Source organism: Arthrobacter sp. B3I9, from assembly GCF_030816935.1.
GTDB lineage: Bacteria > Actinomycetota > Actinomycetes > Actinomycetales > Micrococcaceae > Arthrobacter.
In genome coordinates, this window is sequence record NZ_JAUSYO010000001.1 from 2631166 (window position 1) to 2653085 (window position 21920).

At 62.8% G+C, this 21920-nt stretch carries 17 protein-coding genes and 1 pseudogene; 9 read left to right on the top strand and 9 right to left on the bottom strand.

What is annotated here, in order from left to right; all coding sequences use genetic code 11:
* Positions 1–477: 477 nt before the first annotated feature.
* Together QFZ65_RS12355 and QFZ65_RS12360 are read right to left on the bottom strand one after the other, a co-directional pair.
* Positions 478–603 (bottom strand): hypothetical protein, encoded by a 126-nt coding sequence (locus QFZ65_RS12355; protein ID WP_306910807.1) that lies wholly within the window; start codon positions 601–603, stop codon positions 478–480.
* Between the two features lie 1247 nt (positions 604–1850).
* The gene (locus tag QFZ65_RS12360; protein WP_306910809.1) at positions 1851–2225 is read right to left on the bottom strand and encodes a hypothetical protein; all 375 of its coding nucleotides are present in this window, start codon (positions 2223–2225) and stop codon (positions 1851–1853) included.
* A gap of 163 nt (positions 2226–2388) precedes the next feature.
* Here QFZ65_RS12360 and QFZ65_RS12365 point away from each other — a divergent pair, with 163 nt between their 5' ends.
* From QFZ65_RS12365 to QFZ65_RS12390, 6 genes are all read left to right on the top strand, one after another.
* Entirely contained in the window at positions 2389–3234 is an 846-nt protein-coding gene (locus tag QFZ65_RS12365) for a VOC family protein (RefSeq protein ID WP_306910811.1), read from the top strand.
* A 218-nt stretch (positions 3235–3452) separates the two neighbouring features.
* Positions 3453–5141, top strand: a complete 1689-nt coding sequence (locus tag QFZ65_RS12370) for an FAD-dependent oxidoreductase (RefSeq protein WP_306910813.1) — start codon at positions 3453–3455, stop codon at positions 5139–5141.
* Entirely contained in the window at positions 5138–6376 is a 1239-nt protein-coding gene (locus QFZ65_RS12375; RefSeq protein WP_306910815.1) for a cytochrome P450, read from the top strand. The genes QFZ65_RS12370 and QFZ65_RS12375 overlap by 4 nt, the downstream gene beginning before the upstream one ends.
* Before the next feature lie 73 nt (positions 6377–6449).
* On the top strand, positions 6450–6992 hold the full coding sequence (locus QFZ65_RS12380; RefSeq protein ID WP_306910818.1) for a PadR family transcriptional regulator: 543 nt from the start codon (positions 6450–6452) through the stop codon (positions 6990–6992).
* A gap of 6 nt (positions 6993–6998) precedes the next feature.
* Positions 6999–8711, top strand: a complete 1713-nt coding sequence (locus tag QFZ65_RS12385) for an AarF/ABC1/UbiB kinase family protein (protein ID WP_306910821.1) — start codon at positions 6999–7001, stop codon at positions 8709–8711.
* A 75-nt stretch (positions 8712–8786) separates the two neighbouring features.
* On the top strand, positions 8787–9911 hold the full coding sequence (locus QFZ65_RS12390) for an epoxide hydrolase family protein (RefSeq protein ID WP_306910823.1): 1125 nt from the start codon (positions 8787–8789) through the stop codon (positions 9909–9911).
* A gap of 185 nt (positions 9912–10096) precedes the next feature.
* Here the strand turns inward: QFZ65_RS12390 and QFZ65_RS12395 are convergent, their stop codons facing one another.
* Positions 10097–11329 (bottom strand): MFS transporter, encoded by a 1233-nt coding sequence (locus tag QFZ65_RS12395; RefSeq protein ID WP_306910825.1) that lies wholly within the window; start codon positions 11327–11329, stop codon positions 10097–10099.
* A gap of 199 nt (positions 11330–11528) precedes the next feature.
* On the opposite strand from QFZ65_RS12395, the gene QFZ65_RS12400 reads away from it, so the two are divergent.
* Positions 11529–12086, top strand: a complete 558-nt coding sequence (locus tag QFZ65_RS12400) for a putative immunity protein (protein WP_306910827.1) — start codon at positions 11529–11531, stop codon at positions 12084–12086.
* Positions 12087–12142: 56 nt separating this feature from the next.
* Here QFZ65_RS12400 and QFZ65_RS12405 read toward each other — a convergent pair whose 3' ends face one another.
* A complete protein-coding gene (locus tag QFZ65_RS12405; RefSeq protein ID WP_306910829.1) occupies positions 12143–12595 on the bottom strand; it encodes a thioesterase family protein in 453 nt (150 codons plus the stop codon).
* A 156-nt stretch (positions 12596–12751) separates the two neighbouring features.
* On the opposite strand from QFZ65_RS12405, the gene QFZ65_RS12410 reads away from it, so the two are divergent.
* On the top strand, positions 12752–13027 hold the full coding sequence (locus tag QFZ65_RS12410; protein ID WP_306910831.1) for a hypothetical protein: 276 nt from the start codon (positions 12752–12754) through the stop codon (positions 13025–13027).
* A 40-nt stretch (positions 13028–13067) separates the two neighbouring features.
* Here QFZ65_RS12410 and QFZ65_RS12415 read toward each other — a convergent pair whose 3' ends face one another.
* The 3 genes from QFZ65_RS12415 to QFZ65_RS12425 all read right to left on the bottom strand — a co-directional run bounded on the left by QFZ65_RS12415 (position 13068) and on the right by QFZ65_RS12425 (position 17012).
* Positions 13068–13931 (bottom strand): hypothetical protein, encoded by an 864-nt coding sequence (locus tag QFZ65_RS12415; protein WP_306910833.1) that lies wholly within the window; start codon positions 13929–13931, stop codon positions 13068–13070.
* A 315-nt stretch (positions 13932–14246) separates the two neighbouring features.
* Positions 14247–15002 (bottom strand): hypothetical protein, encoded by a 756-nt coding sequence (locus QFZ65_RS12420; protein ID WP_306910835.1) that lies wholly within the window; start codon positions 15000–15002, stop codon positions 14247–14249.
* 513 nt (positions 15003–15515) lie between these two features.
* Positions 15516–17012: a triacylglycerol lipase gene (locus QFZ65_RS12425; protein WP_306910837.1), complete on the bottom strand. Its 1497-nt coding sequence runs from the start codon at positions 17010–17012 to the stop codon at positions 15516–15518.
* Positions 17013–17353: 341 nt separating this feature from the next.
* Here QFZ65_RS12425 and QFZ65_RS12430 point away from each other — a divergent pair.
* Positions 17354–17693 (top strand): annotated as a pseudogene (locus QFZ65_RS12430) (integrase core domain-containing protein); the annotation flags it as partial.
* 546 nt (positions 17694–18239) lie between these two features.
* On the opposite strand, the gene QFZ65_RS12435 reads toward QFZ65_RS12430, so the two are convergent.
* The gene (locus tag QFZ65_RS12435) at positions 18240–18494 is read right to left on the bottom strand and encodes a hypothetical protein (protein WP_306910839.1); all 255 of its coding nucleotides are present in this window, start codon (positions 18492–18494) and stop codon (positions 18240–18242) included.
* Positions 18495–18528: 34 nt separating this feature from the next.
* Complete coding sequence (locus QFZ65_RS12440; RefSeq protein WP_306910841.1) at positions 18529–20277, bottom strand: S8 family peptidase; 1749 nt, start codon at positions 20275–20277, stop codon at positions 18529–18531.
* Positions 20278–21920: the final 1643 nt, after the last annotated feature.

Sequence of the window (21920 nt, forward strand, 5' to 3'; positions counted from 1 at the left end):
GACGTGGCCGGGCTCTGGTCTGCCCCGGCGCCGACACCGGCCGACGGGGCGCTAGCCCGGTGCCGGCGTAGGGCGCGACGCAGATTAGGTGTCCTACATCGCGGCACAGATGCATCATGTCCTCTCGACTGTGCCGGCAGACGGCATTTGGCCCACCCGAGATCTCGGAACCCCAAGCAGCTCTACAACGGCCAGTTGTACGGACCACGTTCCTACGAGTGGCAGCGTCGAGTTGCTGGCTCAAATGCGGGTGTGAGGACCTTCCTTTCGGATGAGAGCGATCTCGCTTTCGATCACACGATGCGAGGTCGGTATCGATTTTCGAGATCAGGTGACCGTACTTGGATTGAATAGAGGGAGGTGCGGAGGATTAGGGAGCTGACCGGGCGCCGGAACCGATGCCTCCACCTAATCCGCATTTCCGAGTAGCCTTCTTCCTTCCTGCTCGTTGCAAGTGTCCCGAACACGCTTGAATGACTAGCTGATTTGGCCGTCGACGTTCATGGCGGTGTAGAGCCACGCGCCTGTGCACTGCACCCCGAAACTGAAGTGGTGGTAGTTCAGCGGCGTTGGGTCGGGCCCGTCAGCTGCCCGGCGGGTCATGTGCACTCCAGCCCAAGGCCGCATGGACTTCCATCCGAACCACCGAATGGGAGTTCCAATGGATCTTGAGTTCTACAAGCCGGCTGAGGCGGCGGCCCTAATGCGGTGCACTTGGGGCCTGGCTGCGGGAGGGCGCAGACAGCGGCAGTTTCCCGCACGTCTGCTGGTGCAAGGGAAGGATCATCTTCACCTCACGGCACATCGCGTAGATCGCGCGTCTAGGCGAGATACCGGTGCGTGCCGGTTCAACCCCGCAGGAACGGCTGGTCGGCACAAGGGCACGCCGCCTCGGGCCGGTCAGCAACCCGCACCCTGACCGGGACTGAGGCACCGTCCTGGATCTGCGAAGATGCATGGGTGTGCCGGAAGTCATGGATGCTGGGCGACTTCTTCAGTCCATGCGCCTGAGCCGCATGAACCCAGTAGTGGTGCAATAGAGCTCATGGATAATCCGCTCCCCCTAGGGGTCGTAAACAGGGTTTCCGCCTCCGCCTAAGCTGCGACAGTCAAACGCTCATTCGCACGTGTTCCAAGGTCACGCCACCGCACCAAGAACGACTCGAACCGTCCTTTTCACCCGCGTGCTGATGCTGGCAACAGCGAAATGCTACGCCGCTGTACACCCAATTTGTAGCATTTCTACTCAGTCAACAACCCGAAGGCCCCCTGACCTGCGGAAGCACAGTGCCCGAGGTGGGGCTCGGACCGGGCTCCACGCCCCCCAAACCCGCCACTCCCCCCGCAAACGCCCCATTCCGGCCCGGTCCGGCACCGGTACGGATCGAATCCGAAGCCGAGGGTGCGTTCGTCCCCGGAACCGGAGAAATCGCCTCCCGCGCGCGCCTGCATGGCCGCCCAGTGGCACTGAGCTTGCGGTCTTTGCCGGGCTTGGTGCGCTGCCGCGACCGAGCGCCTCAGGGCAAGTCGCAGTCTGTGAACCAATGAGAATCAGCTGCTGCACCTCCTTCAGACATCTCATGGCCGAAAGATGGAAATGTGCCTGACCAGTGTGTTCAGACTCGTGCCACCTATGGAAGAAGCCGGACGATACGTGAAGCGCGGTTGGCGGAAGAGTTGCGAAGCGAGGCCATGGCGACCAACTCACCTTTAGTCACCCAATCAGCACCAACGGACGACGAGTAGTTTCATTCCATTGGTCACAAAACCGTGGAAAACCGGGCCCGAAGAGCCCACTTGCGAGGGACCCTAGACACCTTCGTCCGGCAAAGGCCGCCGGCAGGTGTCGTTCAAGGAAGAGCCGGAGGGTCCGGCTCTTCCTCTTCGTCGAACCAGCGCACTACACTGCTTCCTCCGTACGCCCTGCTCAGCGTCTCCTGCAGCCCTTCGGCCTGTTGGATGGCAAGGTCCAACTGCTCGACGACGGTCGTGACGCCAGCCACGCTTTCGTCGTGGTGTTCGGCGAAGTGGACGCCCGGCATGGTTCGACGATGCCACTCAACGAGCTCACGCAACACCTGCTCCATGGAACGCTGCGCGTCAAGAAGGTCGCCCAAGAGGGAGTAACTGCCCGACGGGCTCTCCAGACGCGTGACTACATCGGCGAGCCGGTGCGCGTCCTGCCGAAGGCGTTTGGATGCCTCCACTGTGTCTCCTGCGCTCATAGCTGTACCCTCTTCCCGTTCGCCGTTCGTGACAACAGTCTACGAAGGACGCGTGGATAAGCGATCCGGATGCCCGGCTCTAGGAAAAGGCAACCGAGATACACTCCGGCAAGGTCAGCGGCAAGCACTCCCGGCCACGAGCCGGTCCGGCTAGGCTCCTGCCATGGAGCGAGATCGAGAAGTCACCACGCGGATCTATCCGCAGGGTGTCCCCTCGTGGGTGGACACCCAGCAGCCCGACGTCGAAGCGGCCATGCAGTTCTACGGTGGCCTGTTCGGCTGGGCGTTTGAGGATGCCATGCCGCCAGGGCCTCCGGCCCGGTACGTCATTGCCAAGCTCGGTGGCAGAGACGTCGGGGCGATCACCGGTCCCAGGGAGGGTACTGCGAGGTGGAGTACCAACATCTCCGTCGATGACGCGGATAACGCAGCTCGGCGGCTGGCGTCGATCGGCGCCACGGTGCGATCGGCACCGGCGGACGCGGGAGACGGCGGCCGCGGCGCGGTGCTGACCGATCCCGAGGGCGCCGAGTTCCGCATCTGGCAGGCGAGGCGGCGCCTCGGGGCACAGACGGTCAACCTGCCGGGCGCCTGGAACTTCAGCGACCTCCACACGGTTGATCCCAAGGCTGCTATCGAGTTCTACAAGGAGGCGTTCGGCTGGAAGGCTGACGATCTTGGTTTCGCGACGTTGATCCGCCAACCCGGCTACGGTGACCACCTCGAGGCGACCGTCGACCCGGGCATCAGGGCACGGCAGTCAGGGATTGCTGGTCCCTCCGGCTTCGAGGACGCGATCGCCTGGGTCGTGAGCATCGGCCCGGGCGAGCTACCGCACTGGCACGTCTCGTTCACCGTGGCCGACCGGGACCAGACGGCCGCTGACGCGCAGCGGCTTGGTGGCCACATACTTGGGCAGGATGACACCGAGTGGACCCGCACCGTCCTGATCCGCGACCCTGGTGGGGCGATGTTCACCGCCAGCCAGTTCACGCCGCCATCCAACTGAGCGGTTGACCGTGTCGCAGGCCTCTTTCGCCGCCTACCCACGGGGCCTACACTCGATTCACTGATCTTGACATGGAATCGAGTGTGCGCCGTGTTCCGCTGCCCGGCAGGGAGAGAGCGGAAATTCTGACGGGTCAGGGGGCGGCCGAACCGATCGGAAGAGGCCGCCGGCCGATTGGCGCGCGGCCGACGCAATTCCGTTAGAGGGAGAAGTTCGGCATGAGGATCCTCGTCGATCTCACCAAATGCCAGGGCTACGCCCAATGCGCCTTTCTCGCCCCGGAAGTCTTCACGATCCAGGGGGATGAGGCACTCACCTACAACCCGCACCCTGACAGCACGCAGCTCACGAGGATTCGGCGGGCCGCCGCTGCGTGTCCGGTGCAGGCCATCCGGCTCGATCAGCTGGACGGGCGCGACCGATCTCTGCACCGGGACGCAGCACCCTCGACGGCTGCTCCCGTCGAGGACAGCGGGGGCACGTTCAAGAAAACCGGACGGATCGTCATCGTAGGGGCGTCGATGGCGGGACTGCGCGCCGCGGAACGGCTGCGCGAGGAAGGGTTCACCGGCTCGCTGACTCTGGTGGGCGAGGAACCGCACGAGCCCTACGACCGGCCTCCCCTGTCCAAACAGGTCCTGGCCGGGTCTGCGCCCAGAGAAGACACCTCACTGCCCCGCCACCGGGACATCAGCGCCACCTGGCGGCTGGGAGTCGCGGCGACCGGGCTGGACCTGGCTGCCAAGCAGCTCCACCTCGCCGACGGCAGCCGGATCGGATTCGACAAGGTGTTGATCGCCACCGGTCTGCGGGCCCGCCCCTGGCCAAACGCTGCAGAGGCGGCCCTGACAGGCGTCCTGACGCTCCGAACCCGCGAGGACGCTGCAACCCTGCGACAGCACCTTGCGCGGCACCCCCGTCGGGTCTTGGTCATCGGCGCCGGGTTCATCGGTTGTGAGGTCGCTTCCGTGTGTCGGGAACTCGGCCTGAACGTCACTGTGGCAGAAGCTGGTCCGGCTCCGCTCGTCGCTGCCCTTGGCGAGGTGATCGGCGCAGCCGCCGGGGCGCTGCAGGTTGAAAAGGGCGTGGATCTGCGATGCGGCGTCCGCGTCCTGTCGCTTGAGGGTAATGCCACTGGGCAGCTGCGCCGGGCTGTCCTGTCCGACGGCACCACGCTCGACGTGGACGTGGCCGTCGCCGCGCTGGGCGCCGTCCGCAACGTCGAATGGCTCGCAGATTCCGGTTTGGCATGCGGCGTATGGGGCGTTGCGTGCGACGCCGGCTGCCGCGCCTTCGACGCGAACGGCCTGGTCACCGATGACGTCTTCGTCGCCGGCGACATTGCGCGCGCCCCACAGCCGATGTACGGCTACCAATACCTCGCCGTCGAGCACTGGGGAAACGCCGTCTCCCAGGCCGAGGTCGCGGCACACAACATGGTCAGCCCCGAGACCGAACGATGGCCGCATCTCGAGGTGCCGAAATTCTGGTCAGTCCAGTTCGGCACCGAAATTAAGAGCGTCGGCGTGCCCTCCGTCGCCGATGAGGTCGCCGTCGTCCAAGGATCAGTGGACACGGGGCGATTCCTGGCCGTCTACGGCTACAAGGGCCGCCTCGTTGCGGCCGTCGCCTTCAACCACAATAAGTGGCTCGACTTCTACGAACCGTTGATCGAGCAAGCCGCGCCCTTTCCGCCGTCGTTTCACCACATCGACGAGCCGGCCCATGCCCGGCCCGTGCCGGCCGGGTTCAAGCCCGCGGCCAGCCCCACCCAGGACGCGACCGTCGTCGTAACCGGACACGATCCAAATGAACGCCGCGCCAGACTGACCAACGGCGCAGCCGATCGGACCCCGTCCCGGAGCCCCACAGAAACCTCCCCACTATCAAAGGAGCCTTCACCATGAGCCAGGCCAGCTCCTGGGAGCAGATCCTCGACTACTCCAACAGGGCCAACCCCTACCCGTTCTACACCGAGCTCCGCGAGACGCCGGTGACACGGCTTCAGGACGGAAGCTATCTGGTGAGCGGCTACGCGGAAATCGCGGCCCTGCTGCACGACCCTCGGGTAAGTTCCGACATCACCCGCAACCCGGCTGCAGCAGCGGCCGGCGCCGTCGGCGGCAACGGCGACGAGACCGGCATATCTCCGACGTTCTTGAGCATGGACCCGCCCGATCACGACAAGTACCGACGGATCGCCATGCGCCATTTCGGACCGCCCACGACCCCCGGCCGGGTCGCCGGCCTGGAACCACGGATCACCGAAATTGCCACCGAACTGATCGACAACATGGCGGGCCGCACCAGCATCGACATCGTTGATGACCTGGCGTATCCACTGCCCGTCACCGTGATCTGCGAACTTCTCGGCGTCCCTCCCGGAGATGAACAGCGCTTCCGGGTCTGGATAGACATCGCACTGCAGTCCACGGATCCCGGCGTCGATCCCGAAACGCAGCAGAAGAAGAGAGTAGAAGCCGGGAAAGAACTGCGCTCCTTCATGGAAGAACTGGTGGAGACCCACCGTCAGGCACCGGGCAATGACTTGCTCTCAGCGATGGCAACAGATGACGGCCCGGAAGGCCGAATGTCCGCCGAACAGTTGGTGGGCACCGGGCTTCTCCTGCTCATAGCGGGACACGAAACCACCGTAAACCTCATCGCCAACGGCGCGCTGACCCTGCTACGCCACCCGCACGAGCTCCAAAGACTGCGCGACGACCCCGAGTTGGCCATCCCGATGGTCGAGGAACTGCTGCGCTACGAGCCGCCAGTGCATTTCATTCCCTTTCGCACAGCCCTGGACGACATCAACATCGCTGGCACGACCATCCCCGCTGGCTCCTCACTAACCCTGCTCCTAGCCGCAGGCAACCGCGATCCCGCACACGTTCCGGACCCAGACCTATTCATCCCGGACCGACCCAACAATCAGCACCTCGGCTTTGGCGGCGGCATCCACCTCTGCTTCGGAGCACCCATGGCCCGGCTCGAAGCCCAGATCGCCCTCACCGAGTTCGCCACCAGACTGGAGAACCCGCGGCTCGCCGACGACCCTCCCCCATACCGGCCAAGCCCGTTCCTGCGCGGCCCCTCGCACCTGCCGATCCACATCGACGGCGTCACCGCTCACCACTAGAAAACTGCTGGTTTTCGCGTGTATCGGGACTTATCGTTGACTATCGTTCGCGATTCACTCAAAGGAGACCAGCATGCGTAGTTCATTTCCGGGGGGCGGCTTCGGCGGCCCAAACATCGACGGTATGTGGCAGGCCGTTGAGGAGTTGCGTTCAAGGTTTGAGAAGCGTTCAGGAACCCGCGCCGGCCGAGGCGAGGTACGGTCGGCAGTGCTGGGACTGCTCGCGGAGCGGCCGATGCACGGCTACCAGATCATCCGTGAAATCGAGGAGCGGAGCCGTGGCAGCTGGAAGCCCAGCGCCGGCTCCGTCTATCCAACGCTGCAGCTGCTGGCCGACGAGGGGTTCATCAGCGCCGAGGAATCGAACGGCCGCAAGATTTATTCGCTGACTGAAGCAGGCCGGGAGGAAGTAGCTGGAGCCGGTGGGCCAGCACCTTGGGAGTCGACCGGTCCGACGTCGGGCCATGGCTTCGCGGCGTTGCCCAAGGCGGGCATCGAGCTAGCGCAGGCCGCGGCCCAAGTGGGCCGCACCGGCTCGCCAGAACAAGTGCAGGAGGCTGTCAGGGTGCTCGACGACGCACGCCGCCGGCTGTACTCGATCCTCGCACAGGGCTGACGGGGGGTGGCGTCGGTTCGTCGGGAAGAGGCAGATCCGTTACCCGGCGCCGCGAACATCCGTGCCCGTTACCGCCGCATCCTGCGCTTCGCCGCGTGGCATCTCGCGGCGACCTGGTGGTTTGAGCTGTTCCTCCCTCGAATCGGGCTACTCATCATTGCCGAGCGCACCAGGGCGAAGAGGATGCGGCGTTTCGCGCAGCGCTTCCGCGTCCTCGCGGTGGACCTCGGCGGTCTGATGATCAAGGTCGGTCAGTTCCTGTCGTCCAGGCTCGACATACTTCCGCCCGAAGTCACCAAGGAGCTTGAGGGACTGCAAGACGAGGTGCCTCCCGTCCCGTTCCCCGCAATCCGGGCCCTTGCCGAGGCGGAGCTGGGTGCGCCGCTGGACCAGGTGTTTGCCAGCGTCGAGCAGACGCCTATTGCCGCCGCATCCCTCGGGCAGGCCCACCGGGCGCAACTTCTCTCCACCACTGCTGCCGACACCGGACTCGAAAGCGTGGTGCTGAAGGTGCAGCGGCCGGGCATCGACGCGATCGTCGACGTCGACCTGGCGGCACTGCGCAAGGTGGGCGGCTGGCTTAGCCACGTGCGCCCGGTGGCCAATCGTGCCGACATGCCCGCCCTGGTCGAGGAGTTTGCGCAGACCAGCCTTGAGGAAATCGACTACATGCATGAGGCGGCGAACGCGGAGCGGTTCGCGGTTGATTTCGCCGACGACGACCGGGTGGACGTGCCCGACGTCGTGTGGGAGCGGAGCACCCGCCGCGTACTGACCCTCGAAGACGTCACAGCGATCAAGATCACCGACTCGCCGGCGCTCCTGGCGGCGGGTATCGATCCGGCCCTGGTCGCCCCGGTTTTCGCCTCAGTCATGTTCGACCAGCTGTTCACGAACGGTTTTTTCCACGCAGATCCGCACCCCGGCAATATCTTCGTCACTCCGGTCAAGGATTCCTCCGCAGAGCACCCCTGGAAGCTGACGTTCATCGACTTCGGCATGATGGGCGAGATTACGCCGAGTACGCGCAGCGGCTTGCGGAAACTGCTCATTGCGGCCGCTTTGCGTGACGGCAAGGGGCTGGTCTCGGCGATCAGCGACGTCGGCGTGTTGGTACCCTCGGCCGACACGGTGGAGCTTGAGCGGGCGATGACGCACCTCTTCGCTCGTTTCGGCGGGATGGGCTTCGCCGAGCTTCGCGAGGTGGACCCTCGGGAGTTCCGTGATTTTGCAGTGGAGTTCGGCGACGTTGTTCGCGCGTTGCCCTTCCAGGTGCCGGAAAACTTCCTGCTCATCATCCGTGCGATGTCCCTGACCTCGGGGGTGTGCAGTTCGCTGGAACCCCGGTTCAATCTATGGGACTCGGTTGAACCCTATGCGGCACAGCTACTGCGCGACGAGCGCGGCAACTTCGTGCAGGACGTCGCCCGGCAGGTGCTCGATACCGCGGGGGTGGCCCTGAGTCTGCCGAACCGTCTGGATGGACTCCTGACTCAAATCGAGGATGGTTCACTGCCGGTGGCCATTCCTCGCCTCGAGCGGCAGGTGGGACGGCTGGAACGCACGGTCCAGCGGTCTGGATCGGCACTGGTATTCGGCGCCCTGCTTATCGCAGGTTCCGTGGTCCGGGCGGACGACACGGTGCTCGGCAATGTGCTGATGATCGCGTCCGTGGTTCCGCTGCTGCAGGGGCTGTGGGCGGGACGCCGCAGCCCCTGAGTGGGCCGGTGGACCAAAACCCGGCTCCAGGCCAGTGAGTCTCCAACGGCTTATCTATCTTTTGAAATGAGCGCTATGTCCGGTTCCCCTCTCACCCTCGATCCCACCAACGAAGAGGTCGACGATCTGCGACGCCGGCTCCGTAGCACCCGGTGGCCTGCCTCGTGGCCTGTGACGGGCTGGGAAGCCGGAACTGACCAAGAGGAGCTGCGTCGTCTGGTCTCGTACTGGGCGGAGGACTTCGACTGGGAAGCACAATGGCGTCGCATCAAAGCGTTGCCCTGGAATACGGCCGACATCGACGGCACAGGCGTCGCATATCTTCGATTCGACTCGGAAAAGCAGGGCGGCCTACCCGTGATACTCACCAACGGATGGCCAAGCACTGCGCTCGAGCTCGTGGCTCTCGCCGAGCGATTAGCGACACCATCACGGTTCGGTGGCAGTTCCGAGTCTGCCGTTACGGTGATTGTTCCGGCCCTGCCCGGTCTGCCATTTTCCCCGCAGCGCCCGTCTCTGCACGAGCAGACACACGAGCTCTGGCACCGGTTGATGACGGATCACCTTGGCTTTGACCGGTACGCCGCGCACGGCGGCGACCTCGGGGCAGGAATTACTTCACGTCTGGCCCAGGCCCATCCCGACGCAGTTGTGGGCATCCATCTCCTCGCGGTTGCTGCACCGCTTCATCTTGACCCCGCTACTATCAGCCCCGAAGAACAAGAACACGTGGAACGCGTAAACGCTTGGGTTGCCGTAGAAGGCGCATACCAGCATCAGCAGCAAACCCGTCCCCTCACCCTCGCTCCCGCGCTGTCGGACTCGCCGGCCGGCCTGTTGTCGTGGATCCTCGAAAAGCACCGGGCGTGGAGCGACTGCGGTGGGGACGTCTCGACCAGGTTCAGCGATGACTACCTCGTCACGCTCGCCTCTGTCTACTGGTTCACGAACTCCATCGGAACGTCGTTCCGCCCGTATTACGAATTCGCAGCAGGCTTCACCACGCGGGTGGAACAGGTGCGGGTCCCTACGGCGGTCGCCCTGTTCCCGTTCGACCTCGCGCAGCCACCCCGAAGCTGGGCCGACCGGTCATATCAGGTGACCCGATACACAACAATGCCCCGAGGCGGACATTTCGCTCCGCACGAGGAACCCGAGCTCCTCGCCAATGACATCATCGGGTTCTTGCAGACCCTCTGACAAAATCTGGCGGTGAGGTCAGTCTGGCTGTGATGGCCGGAGGAGGGTGAGGACGGTTTGAACGTGGGACCGTTCCAGGGCCTCCCGATGGGCGTATCCCCCGCGACGTCGCCTCACAATCCGGCCAGAGCCGCGACCGTGCCGTCTGCCGTTCCTCCATTTGATATGGGATCTCACGAGTCAGGTCACACGGCCGCCTGCCGGGTAACCCGGGCGGTTACGAGTGCCAGGAGTGCGGCCAGCAAGAGCACCGCTCCACTGGCCAGGAAGGTGCTCTGGTAGCCGAGGGAGTCGAACAAAAGACCTCCCACCGTGGAACCGAGGGCGATGCACGTCTGGACGACGGCCACCATTAGGCCGCCGCCCTGCTCGGCATTGCGGGGCATGACCTCGGCGACCCAACTCCACCAGCCCACGGGCGCCGAGGTGCCCAGCAGGCCCCACAGACCCAGAAGAACGACGACGGCGGCGAACGAGCCGCCGAACGGAATCAGAGCCGCCGCGACGAGAGCCATCAGGGCGGGAATGATGATCAGGGTCCGATGCAGCCCCGGTCCGAGGAAGCGGCCGATCAGCACGGTGCCGGCAAAACCGGACATGCCGAGCACGAGCAAAACGAGGGAAATCGCAGTCACGTCGATCCGCGTCACTGTCTCCAGGAAGGGGCGCAGGTACGTGAACAGGATGAACTGGCCCATGAAAAAGGCTCCGCAAGCTGCCATGCCCCAAGCGACCGGACGGCTATTGAGGGCTGCGAAAATCGTGAAGATACCGCCGGCCCTTGTCGTACGGTGGGGAACCTTCAGGGACGGCAGGCTGACCCACAGCCAGACCAAGCAGATGACAGCCACCGGCACCAGGCAGAAGAACGCTCCTCGCCATCCCACGATGGAGCCCAGATAGCTGCCCAGGGGCGCTGCGAGCACCGTGGCGAGGGCGTTGCCGCCGTTGACGATCGCCAGGGCGCGGGGCACATGGGTGGTTGGTACCAACCGGATGGCGGTGGCGGCAGACATGGACCAGAAGCCCCCGATCACCACACCGATGAAAGCCCGTCCGATCATGAAGGGCAGGTATCCCGGGGCCAGCGCGATCAGGGCGCCGGAGACGCCCATCAGCGCCGCCAGCCCGATAAGCAAGGTCTTGCGGTTCATGCTGCCCGAAAGGCTGGAGATCGACAGGCTGGTCAGCACGGCGAACAGTCCGGAGATCGCAATTCCTTGCCCGACTGCCCCCTCGGAAACCTGCAGGTCGGCCGCCATTGGAGTAAGCAGGCTGACGGGCATGAATTCGGAGGCGACCAGCGCGAAGGCGCCGAATGATAAGGCGAGGACCCCGCCCCAGTGCGCAGGGCGGTGGTCGCTGCCGGCCCGTCCCTGCCTTTGTTTGTCAGGGGCGATGGAAGTGTCGGGTGCCATGAATTTTCGCTCTCGTTGGTGTCTTTGTCCGGTCCTCCATCGGACCATGGTCCGGCCGCACGAGGGAGTCCCGCTTGATAGGGGTACTGCGAGGGTCCCCATAAGCCCGATGATGGGCAAAGCCGCGGGGAAGGCTTTGGTTGCCGCATTGGGCGCCGCGATAAAGGGGAACGGTCCGAGCCGTGTGTACGGTACTGATATGGCTTCTCCGCAGACGCTAAGCGAGACCGAGCGCCGCCTCGTCGCGACGTGGGCAGCGGACTGCGCTGAGCGGGTCGTGGCGCTATTTGAGGCAGAGGCTCCGGCAGATGCTCGCCCCCGCGACGCCATCGCCCGGGCCCGGGCCTTCGCTCGCGGTGAACTCACTGCCGCCGAAGAGATCCGCCGACGGTTTGGTGCCGGCCGTGCCGCACGCGAGGTGAATAGCCCTGCTGCCGTGGCAGCCGCCCGGTCTGCCGCCCAAGCCGCAGCCGTCGCTCACATGGGCGCGCACGCATTGGGGGCAGCCGCGTATGCCGCGAAAGCGGCCGGACTGGCGGCGCCCGATCGGCCCCAGATGGTCGACGACGAGATCCACTGGCAGCTCGAGCACATGAGCGCCGAAGCCCGGGCCGCGCTTCGGCGCTTGCCACCACTGGGTGGGAACTCCGCCGGTCCGCTGGCGCCAGGACTTTTTACGTCCGGAATCCTCGCCTCGAGCATCCGCGCGATCCAGGCCCACTTGGCTCGCCCTGACCAGCCTGGCTCCTGCAGCTGAACCAACCGCCAGCCGGCCTCGTATGCGGCCGGCGGTGGAGTTCATGTCGCGGTCCGCTACACGCCACCGTTGCACCAAATGGGCTCATGAGGCTTCGTCTTCGAAGAACAGCGCCATGGCGTCGGCCGGCCAGTCGGTCGCACGACTCGTTTCCTTGTCGACGTGGGCAACGTCATGACGCAACGCGACACGTTATTTCCGCGGGAATCGACCATGGCGCACTCGATAAGCGCATCGGGTCCGCGGAACTCGCGCACGAAAGACGTGATGGTGATCTCCTGGTCGCCCCGGGCAGGCCGCAGAAAGTCGATCTCCATCCGCCGGACCCAGACCATGAACGGCAATGTGCCCAGCGTCTCCAGATCCCACCCGATATAGTCCCGCAGGCCCTCCATCCGGTGATCTGCGTAATAGGTCGCGTACCTCCCCGTGCTCACGTGGTTGTAGGGGTCGAGCTCGGAGAACTTAACCCGGTGCGTGCTCTTGAAAACGATCGGTACCTTCGCCATTGAGCGCCCCTTTCCGTTGTGACGCACCAGCCGGCCGACTACCGGGTCCGGCCCGTGATGTTGAACTCTTGCTCAGCTCAACAGGAATACCCAAACCCAGCACAGCCTTGTTCCAGTAGGACCCCGACCATCGGATGGCCCGTGAAAGGACCTCTCTTGCCCACTACCTTCATTCCGTTCACCATGTGCGCCACCGTCCGTGGCAACCACATGCGCTCCTTCCACACCGACCTGGAACGCCTCACCTCCAGCCACCGCGGGTGGGCACCGCTGGACGTGGTCAAGTCCACCAACACAAAGGCTCTCCTCCGGGGAGCGATTCCACAAAGCGTTCACACCACCACGGACGCGAGTCTCTCCCGCTACCTCCAAGATCGCCTTATCACCGATAAAGACATCCACCTCGATCTCGTCGTCAGCATCCAGCGGTAACAGAAGGCTTGGGGGCCCGGACCCTAAAACTCAACGACCACTAGCCGCACGGAACTTCTGCGGCTCGTACCGACTCGGTGAGTTGCTTGCGTGCTGCGCCGGGGTTCAGGTGTTCCGCAGCAGCTCGCGCCCGCATCAAATGTGATGCTGCCTCCTGGCAATTCCCGGCCTGTCGCTCCAGCGCGGACCACAGAAGTTCCGTATAAGTGTGGCCTGTTGCTTGGTCCTTGGCCGATTCGTCGTGCCACACTTCCAGCGCTTGCTGCAACGGGGCGCGTCCGCCCACGACATCGCCCGCTTCAAACAACAACTGGCTTTTCAGACGAAGCAATCCCTCGCGGCTGAGCGGATCAGTATCGACGCGCAGCCCGCGGTCAATCAACTTCGCACTACGGGAGTAGGAGTTGGAGACTTTGAGGGCAGAGGCGACCGTGAAGTATTCAGCGCCTGAGACTTGGTCGGGGATCCGATCGATCACGTCAGCCGCCTGTTGTGCCAAGACCAGATTCTCGGCATTTATAGTTCCCGAGAGGGTACCCAGGGCAGTGCGATCGTCCGCGTATTTCGCCGTGAGGTCAGCGTTCTCCTTGGGAAGGGCGGACAGCCTCTGGATAAGCTGTCCCAGCTCTGTTCTCGCCGCTCGATCGTTCTGTCGAGCGGTTTGTTCGTTGGCGTAGTACGTCGCCGCAATTGAGAAGAGCAGGGCAACAAGGGAGACTATGACGGAAACCTGGCGGTACCACGGCCGGCCAGGTTGCGCAGCCGCGGCCCGCAACTTATCCAGGTCGTTTCGAAGGGCCGAGATCTCCGACTCGACCTGAGACGGAATGTCGTCTGACCCCGTTGTGATGTGCCCGGAAGCCGGGGCAGCAGGATGGTACGGGGGGTGGGGTTGTCCGGCCAACTCTCCTCCTCATCTCAAGGTGCCTCTGGCCCCCGTGCAGACGACGGGGCGACCGGTGTCAGTGTCTCTCGGGTGAGTGTGGGCGCAACCGCTCTTGTGAAGTCGCAGCTGACGCCGAAGATGTCGACGATCCATTGGACGAGGAGCGTCATTGTTGCTTGCTCCTCTGGTCGCCGCCGGCATGGAGGCTCCATCGGCACCGTCGAGGATGCGGATTACAACGCGCTGATGGACATTGGAAAGACCGCGCTAATCGATTTCGACCGCCTCACTGCCTGAAAATCGCGCAAGCGAGTCGAGTCCGAAACGGCGGAGTCAAGACTGCTTTGAATTCTGGCCGACCCTTGGCAGGTCCAATGGAACCATTAGCGCCTTCTGCAGTGTAAGGACAATCCTGTGAAAGGGTTCTGAGACGCCGGCCCTAAACCCCCGGGTGTCTGTGAGAAACGAATTGAGTTCACCCAACGACCAAAGCTCTACTGTCCCTTGTTCTTCAACATGGCGTAGGTTCTGCTCGAACTCTTTGAAAATCAGATTGAGATAGGTTTCGATGTCCTTAAACTCGGACTGCAAGTCGCGCGGGTGCGCGTTATTGGCAGCCTCGGACGGATCCATCAGCAGACGTTCGTCGCCCATCGTTGATGTGTCTATTTTTAGATATTCAAATGTTAGCTGGAGGTCGTTCAACCCAAGCAGCTGCTGCTTGTAGACCTCCGCTGAGATTGTCTTCAGCCCCTCCGCTCTTAAGATCCGCCTGATGCGTTTGACACCGTTGTATGCTTCCAACGTTTGGGTGAGTAGGGAGCGTAACGCCAAATCCTGCCGCTCCCTTTCGTCATGTAGCCTGTCTGATTCCCGCCTTTGGTTTTCACGTCTTTGCGTCCACTCCTGCTGAAACAGGAATGTCGAAATGGCAACGAAAGCACCGAACAAGATGACGCCAGCCACCTGCAAGAAAGTCTTCGCGACTTCATATTCAAGGGTATTAACGTCGATCGCCGGCTCTCTGAAGTAGAAACTGACAAGGAACAGGGAGACAACGGCAATGAATACAATCGCCAGACCAACCACGATCCAGGTTAGGGCGGATCTTCGTCTAACACGAGGCATCGAGCTCTCCTCCGCAACTTGAGGGCGCGAATACTAGCAAATATGAATGATCACCTTTGGATCGTTACTGGTGCGTTATTCGGTCCAGTCCCTCCCCCAACCCTGACGAAAGGTCCACTACCAGCGTCAGCCAAAGGTCAGTTCTGAAAAAATCCACCTGCCAGGTCTGTACAGAAAGACTTCAGCATGCCACCCGTTACTGCGGCGTTATCAATATGACAGACGTCGTCGCCCAAAACAGTCCCGCAGAATACGAATCCTGTCTTCCTTAGCGTCCGATGAACCGGATCTGCCGGACATCGGTTCGGACACCACGCCCTCGACGTCCTCGAGGGGGTCGAGTGCGGCAAGTGGATCCAACGAGAGTCCCGTGCGTTGTTCGCTCGATGGGGGCGATTGATCGCTGACAAGTTTTGTGCTTGCAGAAAACGAATCCCACGCCCGCCGTCTCGGGCCACACCAGGACGAAAACTCTCACGCCCTTGTTGTCTCTCCCAGTCGGTCGTCGACCCTGATCTTTAGATGGGCCTGTTCGCCCAAAATAGGGAGTGACTTAGCGATGTCAGGTAAGTCCACCCGACAGGCCAGGCCGTCCCGGTCTTTGTCGAACGTGAGTGCGTGGCGTCGCTCTGGCGGGAGGCCTTCGGTGATCGGGTCGTTGACGTCGTTGGCTCCCCGAACCTCACTATTCCACGCGGCCCAGGCAGTGAGCCCCTCGCCTGCCTCGTTCGTCCCGACGTCCACGATAAGAGTGTCTGTCCAGTCTGGGACCTGCTCCAAGTGCTCCCGGAAGCGGAACCCGCCGTCGCTCTCGACCAGCTTGAATATGCGCAATGTGAGGACGTAGCGAAGCCTGCCGCCATGCCGGGCAGCGCCGACCTCCTCATGTCGCTCGCGGGCGAGCTCTGCCTCGTGGCGCGGGTCCATGAGGAACGTGCTAGCGAGCGGCACAGGGGTGTCCGCTGTGTCGACGTGCCGGGCTAATTCCTCGTTTATTTGGATCGGGCACCAGTGCTCGGCCATCTGCTCGCTCAAGACGACGGGCAGGCCTCGCACCGTCAGGCGCATGTCAGCCTGCCAGACCGGCCAACGGTCTTCCTCGGGCCAGGATGCCATGTCCGAGGGATAGGCGGGCACCCCCAGCAACATGACGGTCACACCCCATCGGCCGAAAAGGAACCGGCGCAGGCTCTGGTAGCCCTCTTCCGAATTGACCTCACCGTATCGTCCAGAATGCGATCTGTGAACATAAGCCCGGTGGGCGCCGCGCACGTAGGCACGCTCGATCCGAACGAGGCCGTCACTCTTGGGACCCACGACAAGCCGGGGTTCTCCATAGTCCGTGGGATCAGTGCCCACCAGACAAAAGATCCGCGAAGCAGGCAGAACCTTTGGATCAACCGCCTGGGGATCCCAGTCGTCCTTCGGGCGGGGGCGATCACCGAACTTCTTCCCCGGCGTCAAATAGCCGTACATCTTAACCGGCGAGAAGATGTCCGAACCGGCCGGCCCAAAGGCCTCCTGAACCCAATCCAGTGCACCGACGTCGAACGCGATCCCGCCATGTGGGGTCCCATAGGTGAATAACCGGGCGACGATGTCCTTCGCAGCTCGCCGGCCCCGTTCCGCGCACACCTTCTGGATCATGCTGCGGCAGATGAGCCCGCCCATGGAGTGGGCGACGAGAAACACCTGCCCCGCACCCGTCTTCGCGCGTATCAGCATCACAAGGTCGTACAAACCCGCCGCCGCCTGCTCAATGTCGAACCCCTTCGCCGTCACGGTCTGCTGAAGCCTGCCCCACAACCGTGCGAGAACGCCTTCCGGTGCCGGTTCGGTAAACGTCGTGGCAGCCTGGTCGTAGAAGCGGTACACCCACAGGGACTCCATCGGCAGCGAACCGTCCTCGGCGTCCTTAAGGAACTGATGCTGGTCACCGCGGACAAGAAGACGGTAGTTCTCGTCGACCATCAGCCGCAACATTGGCCCTTCGAACTGATAAAACGTAGGATCACCGTCCCCACCCACCCGCACGTGCGTGGCTCCCTCATTGAACCCGTAAAACGGATCGTCAACTTGCGTATTTATGCCAGCCGTAGGTCCCGCATATCCACGAATGTAAATAACTGGAAGTCTCTGCATTACAACCTCGGGCACCGCAACCGCTGCTCCTCGTTGCTCTTCATTTTCCTATCTCCCGTCGCCCTTGCTAAACAGATCATGGCGAAAGAACCGTTACGCAGGCGTTACCACTTATGATTTACGTGCTTTCGGCACTGGATCAGATGTGCCGCGGCCTGAAGAAGCCAAGAGGCGCCACCGTTGAGCGGGTTCTCTCCGACAACGGATCGGCCTACAAATCCCACCTCTGGCGGGACACCTGCCGGGAACTGAACATCAAGGTCAAGAAGACCCGCCCCTACCGCCCGCAGACCAATGGAAAGATCGAACGGTTCCACCGGACCCTCGCCGACGGGTGGGCTTTCAAGCGCTTCTACGCCTCGGAATCAGCCCGCAGAAACGCGCTCCCGGGCATGGCTGCACCACTACAATCACCACAGGCCCCACACGGCAATCGGAGGCCGCCCGCCCATCAGCCGCTTAACCAACCTGCCTGGCCAGTACATCAGGCCTGCCGGGGAGACCGCCTGATGGACCCGCTCAATGCTGGCAACCGCCGCATTACCGCCGGTTTTTCACCGGCGCGACGTGGGCGGCCAGGGATAAGGGGGCCTCCTCCATCCTGAACCCAGCAGGAGCTTCGCATGTGAAATAGATCCACTGCCGTTAAAACCAGATTGTCTGCGGAGGGCGGAGCCAGGATAGCGTTGTTTCTCCAAGCCCTGGCCCGGCCGGAAAAGGGACTCTGCCGCTTCACCGACCATCAGGACGGACAGCCGGCACCAACCATCCCCGTGGGCTACCGGATGTCCGTCAATGGGCAGGCCACCCGGGCCGCCCGGAATTTTTCCGAGGCCCACGCGCGCGCCTTCTCATGGCCATTGCCCGGATTCACCGACCTTAATGCCAGGACGGCGGCGTGTGCCGGATCAGGACCGTGTGCCGGCGGACCCTATGCATGCGGGCCCAGGTCCGCTCAATACCTATTCGTCCCGCATCCAGACGAATGGCTGGGGACAGGACCTACGAACTCCTCAAAGGAGACAAGTCGCGCGCTGACTCGACGCGAGGTGGCCTTTAGATTAAATCCAGCCTGCGTGCGCGGGCGATCGACTCGACGTGGGGGTCATCAGCGGCGGTGGCGAGATCTGCCTCGGTCGTTTCCGCTGTGAAAAGCTCGTCATCAATCCGGGTGCGTACCCGGAAACCGGTCGGAACGTACCCCTCTGTGTTCACCCTAACGATGACCCGGGTAAGTCCGGACTCGCTCGCGTCCGACTCCCCGGCCAGGTGGTTGCCGTCTTCGTCGTCAAACCGCAAAATTTTCGACACGTTTCAAGCTTACGCCGCGTCAGCGGCACTTGAACTATAGCCCCCTGAGTATGTTTACCGCCGATAGACGGCCGCCTCCGTACCGGTCATTCCACGCTAGCCCGGCGGGTGGCGGGTCAGACCGGACAGCCTTCATGACGATGGACCTGATCTCCTCGATGGCGAGTGAGCGATTCCGTGCACGGGCTTCTGCCAGCAGCAAGGCGACGCACCCGGTTACGGCCGGACTCGCCATGCTGGTGCCCGACATCCGGGTGGTTCCGTTTGTGGACCGGGATGCAGCTGCCAATACATTATGGCCGGGCGCGGAGACTTCCGGTTTCTGCCGGCCGTCCCGGGTGGGGCCGGCGCTGGAAAACCATGAGAGCGGCCTCGCTGGCTTGTGGGCGTCATAGGAACCGACCACGATCGTATTGTGCCCGCACGAGATCGATCCGACCGTATGGGTGTTATCCAGCGGCTCTTCGAACGTTGACTGGCCGTTGTCGTCGCGCTCGATCCAGACATGGAACGGGACAGGGACCCCAGTCGTACCGGTTAGCCGAAGGATCCAACGGCCGGAGGAGACGGCGGGAGAGAGGAAGACGCCAATTGTATTGTCCCCATTGTTGGGATCCGACAGCCTGTTGGCCGCAAAGAGGACCACCTGTCCTTCCTGTGATGCGGTACCGCTCTCTCCAGGCCCGAGGATGCCAATACTCTGGCCTTGGGGCGAAACCAACTCCAGCCGTAATGCGCAGTTTCCCGGATACCACAACTCCATCTCGTTCTGGGTCCCGTCCCCGGGTGCCACTATCCATGCAAGATCCCGGAAGCCGTCTGCCGGAACTGTCCCGGCAGCGTGGATACCGTCCGCGAAGGAATTGGAAGCAGCAATGCAGACCGAACGGTTTGGGGCTTGGGCCAGCAGGCGGTCGATGCCTTGTTCGACCAAAGTAGTTCCATCATGCGGCCCGCCGTTCGTGCCTAGGCTGATGTTGACGACGCACGGTACCTGTCCGGCTTCCCGGAATATGAATGCCAGTGCCTCGAGAAGTTGAACGGAGTCACCAAAGTTGCTGCCGACTACTTGCGAGCCGCTCCAGGGAACGTCGCTATTGGCCACGTCGACAAAGAGAAGCTCTGACTCAGGTGCGACGCCGGGAACCCCTGTCCCCCGGCCATTCCCTGCCGCAATGTCCATGACGTGAGTACCGTGGGCAGGTTCGCTGGGGTCGGGCCCGTACCCGAGGGCACGGTAGGGATCTCCTGCAGTGAGTGCGACATTTATAGCGTTTGCAGAATGGACTGTACCGTAGGCGAAGTCGGGTTCTCCGCTGCCTCTGGCATTCTGGTCCCACAATTTTCTTATCCGTGTCGTGCCGTCAGCCGCCTGGAAATTCTGGTGAGCGAAGTCGCAACCGATGTCGACAATTCCGACGAGAACCCCTTGGCCGCCGTGGGAGTTACCTTGCGGCAGGTCGTCGGGCCGGGCCTGTATCTCGCGTACAGTTGCCTCCAGTTGGTGTGAGAGGTGCTGCGCGGCCTTGAGGCTGACAACAAATCCTTGACTGCGCACATTTTGGAGCCTTGCCACCGGAATACGAGCGGTCACGATAACCGTGCCGTCGTCAGCGGTTCCTCCTAGGACCACCCCCGGAGTAACTTCGGGCATAGCCTCAAACTCTTCGACATCAGTGACCTTGGCGATGACCGCGACCTCGTCGGCCGCCGTGCCGGCAGTGGCCGGCTTAGACTTTCCGTGCTGGCGCCAGGCCACGAGCCTCTGAAGGCGCACATCCATGTTCGTTGGCGCTGCGCCGCCGGGCCCGCTGAGCGGAGTAAAGCGGAGGGTGGCGTTGTCGGCGGGAATGGGATCGGGGGGGAAACCCTGGACCATCGTTATCAACTCCTTAGATGCAAACGGTAAACACGCTGGTGCCTTCGGCCTGCGCGACGGCGGGCAAAGCCGTTAGCCATAGGGAAGGTTCGCGCCGCCGATCCCAAAGGTGAAGAACGTCCGTTTGCGCCGCCTCCCGGGCCGCATGCAGGTCCTTCAGGGTCGGACGAGAGACGGGCAGAGAGTGCCGGCGGCGGCAGGGCAGTACGGGTTGCCAGCCACCCCACTGCCTCAAAACCGGCCATAGAGGCAACACTGCGGCCCGTAAAGTCACCGCCGTTGAAGGGAAGAAATGCCATATGCCGCCTGCCTGTCGCGACGACGCGGATATCACGGTCAAGGCTTGGACGAGTCGGGTTGTCATGATCCCCTCCACCTGAGAAAGTCTCTCGAAGTTTGTGTGGATGATTAAATTCACTGCAGTCCTCCCCGGCACCCAGTTGCGCTGAACATTCCCTATGGTGTACCACCGCGTCGTTACTGCGACGTTACGATGCGGACGTCTGCCAGATGCAACTCCAAAGACGGAAACAGGCCATATCAGGTTGCGGGTCCTACTCGGCGCCGACCAGTCTTCGTGACGCAGCGAGGTTGAGCTGGCCGACGGCCTCGTGGAAACCCATCGCGAACGCATCCGGCTCGATCTTGTGGTAGAAAATTCTGGCTCGGCCACGCCTTGTCCTCGCACTGGCCGGCCTGGCTTCCGCGGCGCACTCCGGGGGTGGGTTCCGGCCAAACGTTAATGTCCGCCTCATGGGGGACACTGTGCGGCGGTAGAGCGAAGAGCGTGGGCCGAGGATCGCTCAGGTCCAGGTGCCCTACGGCTGTCACATGGTCGTCTAGGTGCAAAGGGCGTTGAGTCATCGTCGTCCTTGGTGCGGTAGTGATTGGCCGGGTGTCTGCAACAGTTGCTGCAGACACACGGCCGTGTTGGCCTAGCAGCCGGCGGGAGCCAGGGCCGCTGTTCCGCCAGGGTTTTCCGTCGTCGCGGTGGTACCTACCGGCAGCCGAAATTATCGATGAACTCAAGAAATAGCGTCCACTTACCCGCTTTGTGCCACGCTGACACAACCAGTCATTTGCATCGGGTTGGGACTGGACTAACGACTTGCCACTGGCTGCAGTATCCGGCTAAACGCAAGTCAAGCGACTCATGGGTCCGTAGGGGATTGTGTGTTCATAGAGTGGCTGTGTCGGCGAGAGTGCGGCCTCAATATGTCGTCAAGCCCGCGTCCCCTAACTAAGGAATTGGAACACCCTTGATGGGAACGACCGCGTCAGTTATCCGTGTCCAGTAGTCTTCCGCGGCCAGCCGGGTGGTCTCCGGTAAGGCGCGACGCAAGGCGAAGTGGGCTCAAATTAGATTGACATTCCCACACCTTCGAGGGCATCTACACGTTAAGCAGAAACGGGGGTTGTTGACTGACCTCGATATCCGCATTGGGGCAGGATGTGATTTGCAGCGATAAATGGCGCGATTTTCGCAGCGATAAGTGTCATCCCCGACTGCTTCTGGTTCGCCGACCGGCTAACAGGCGACGAGGTCT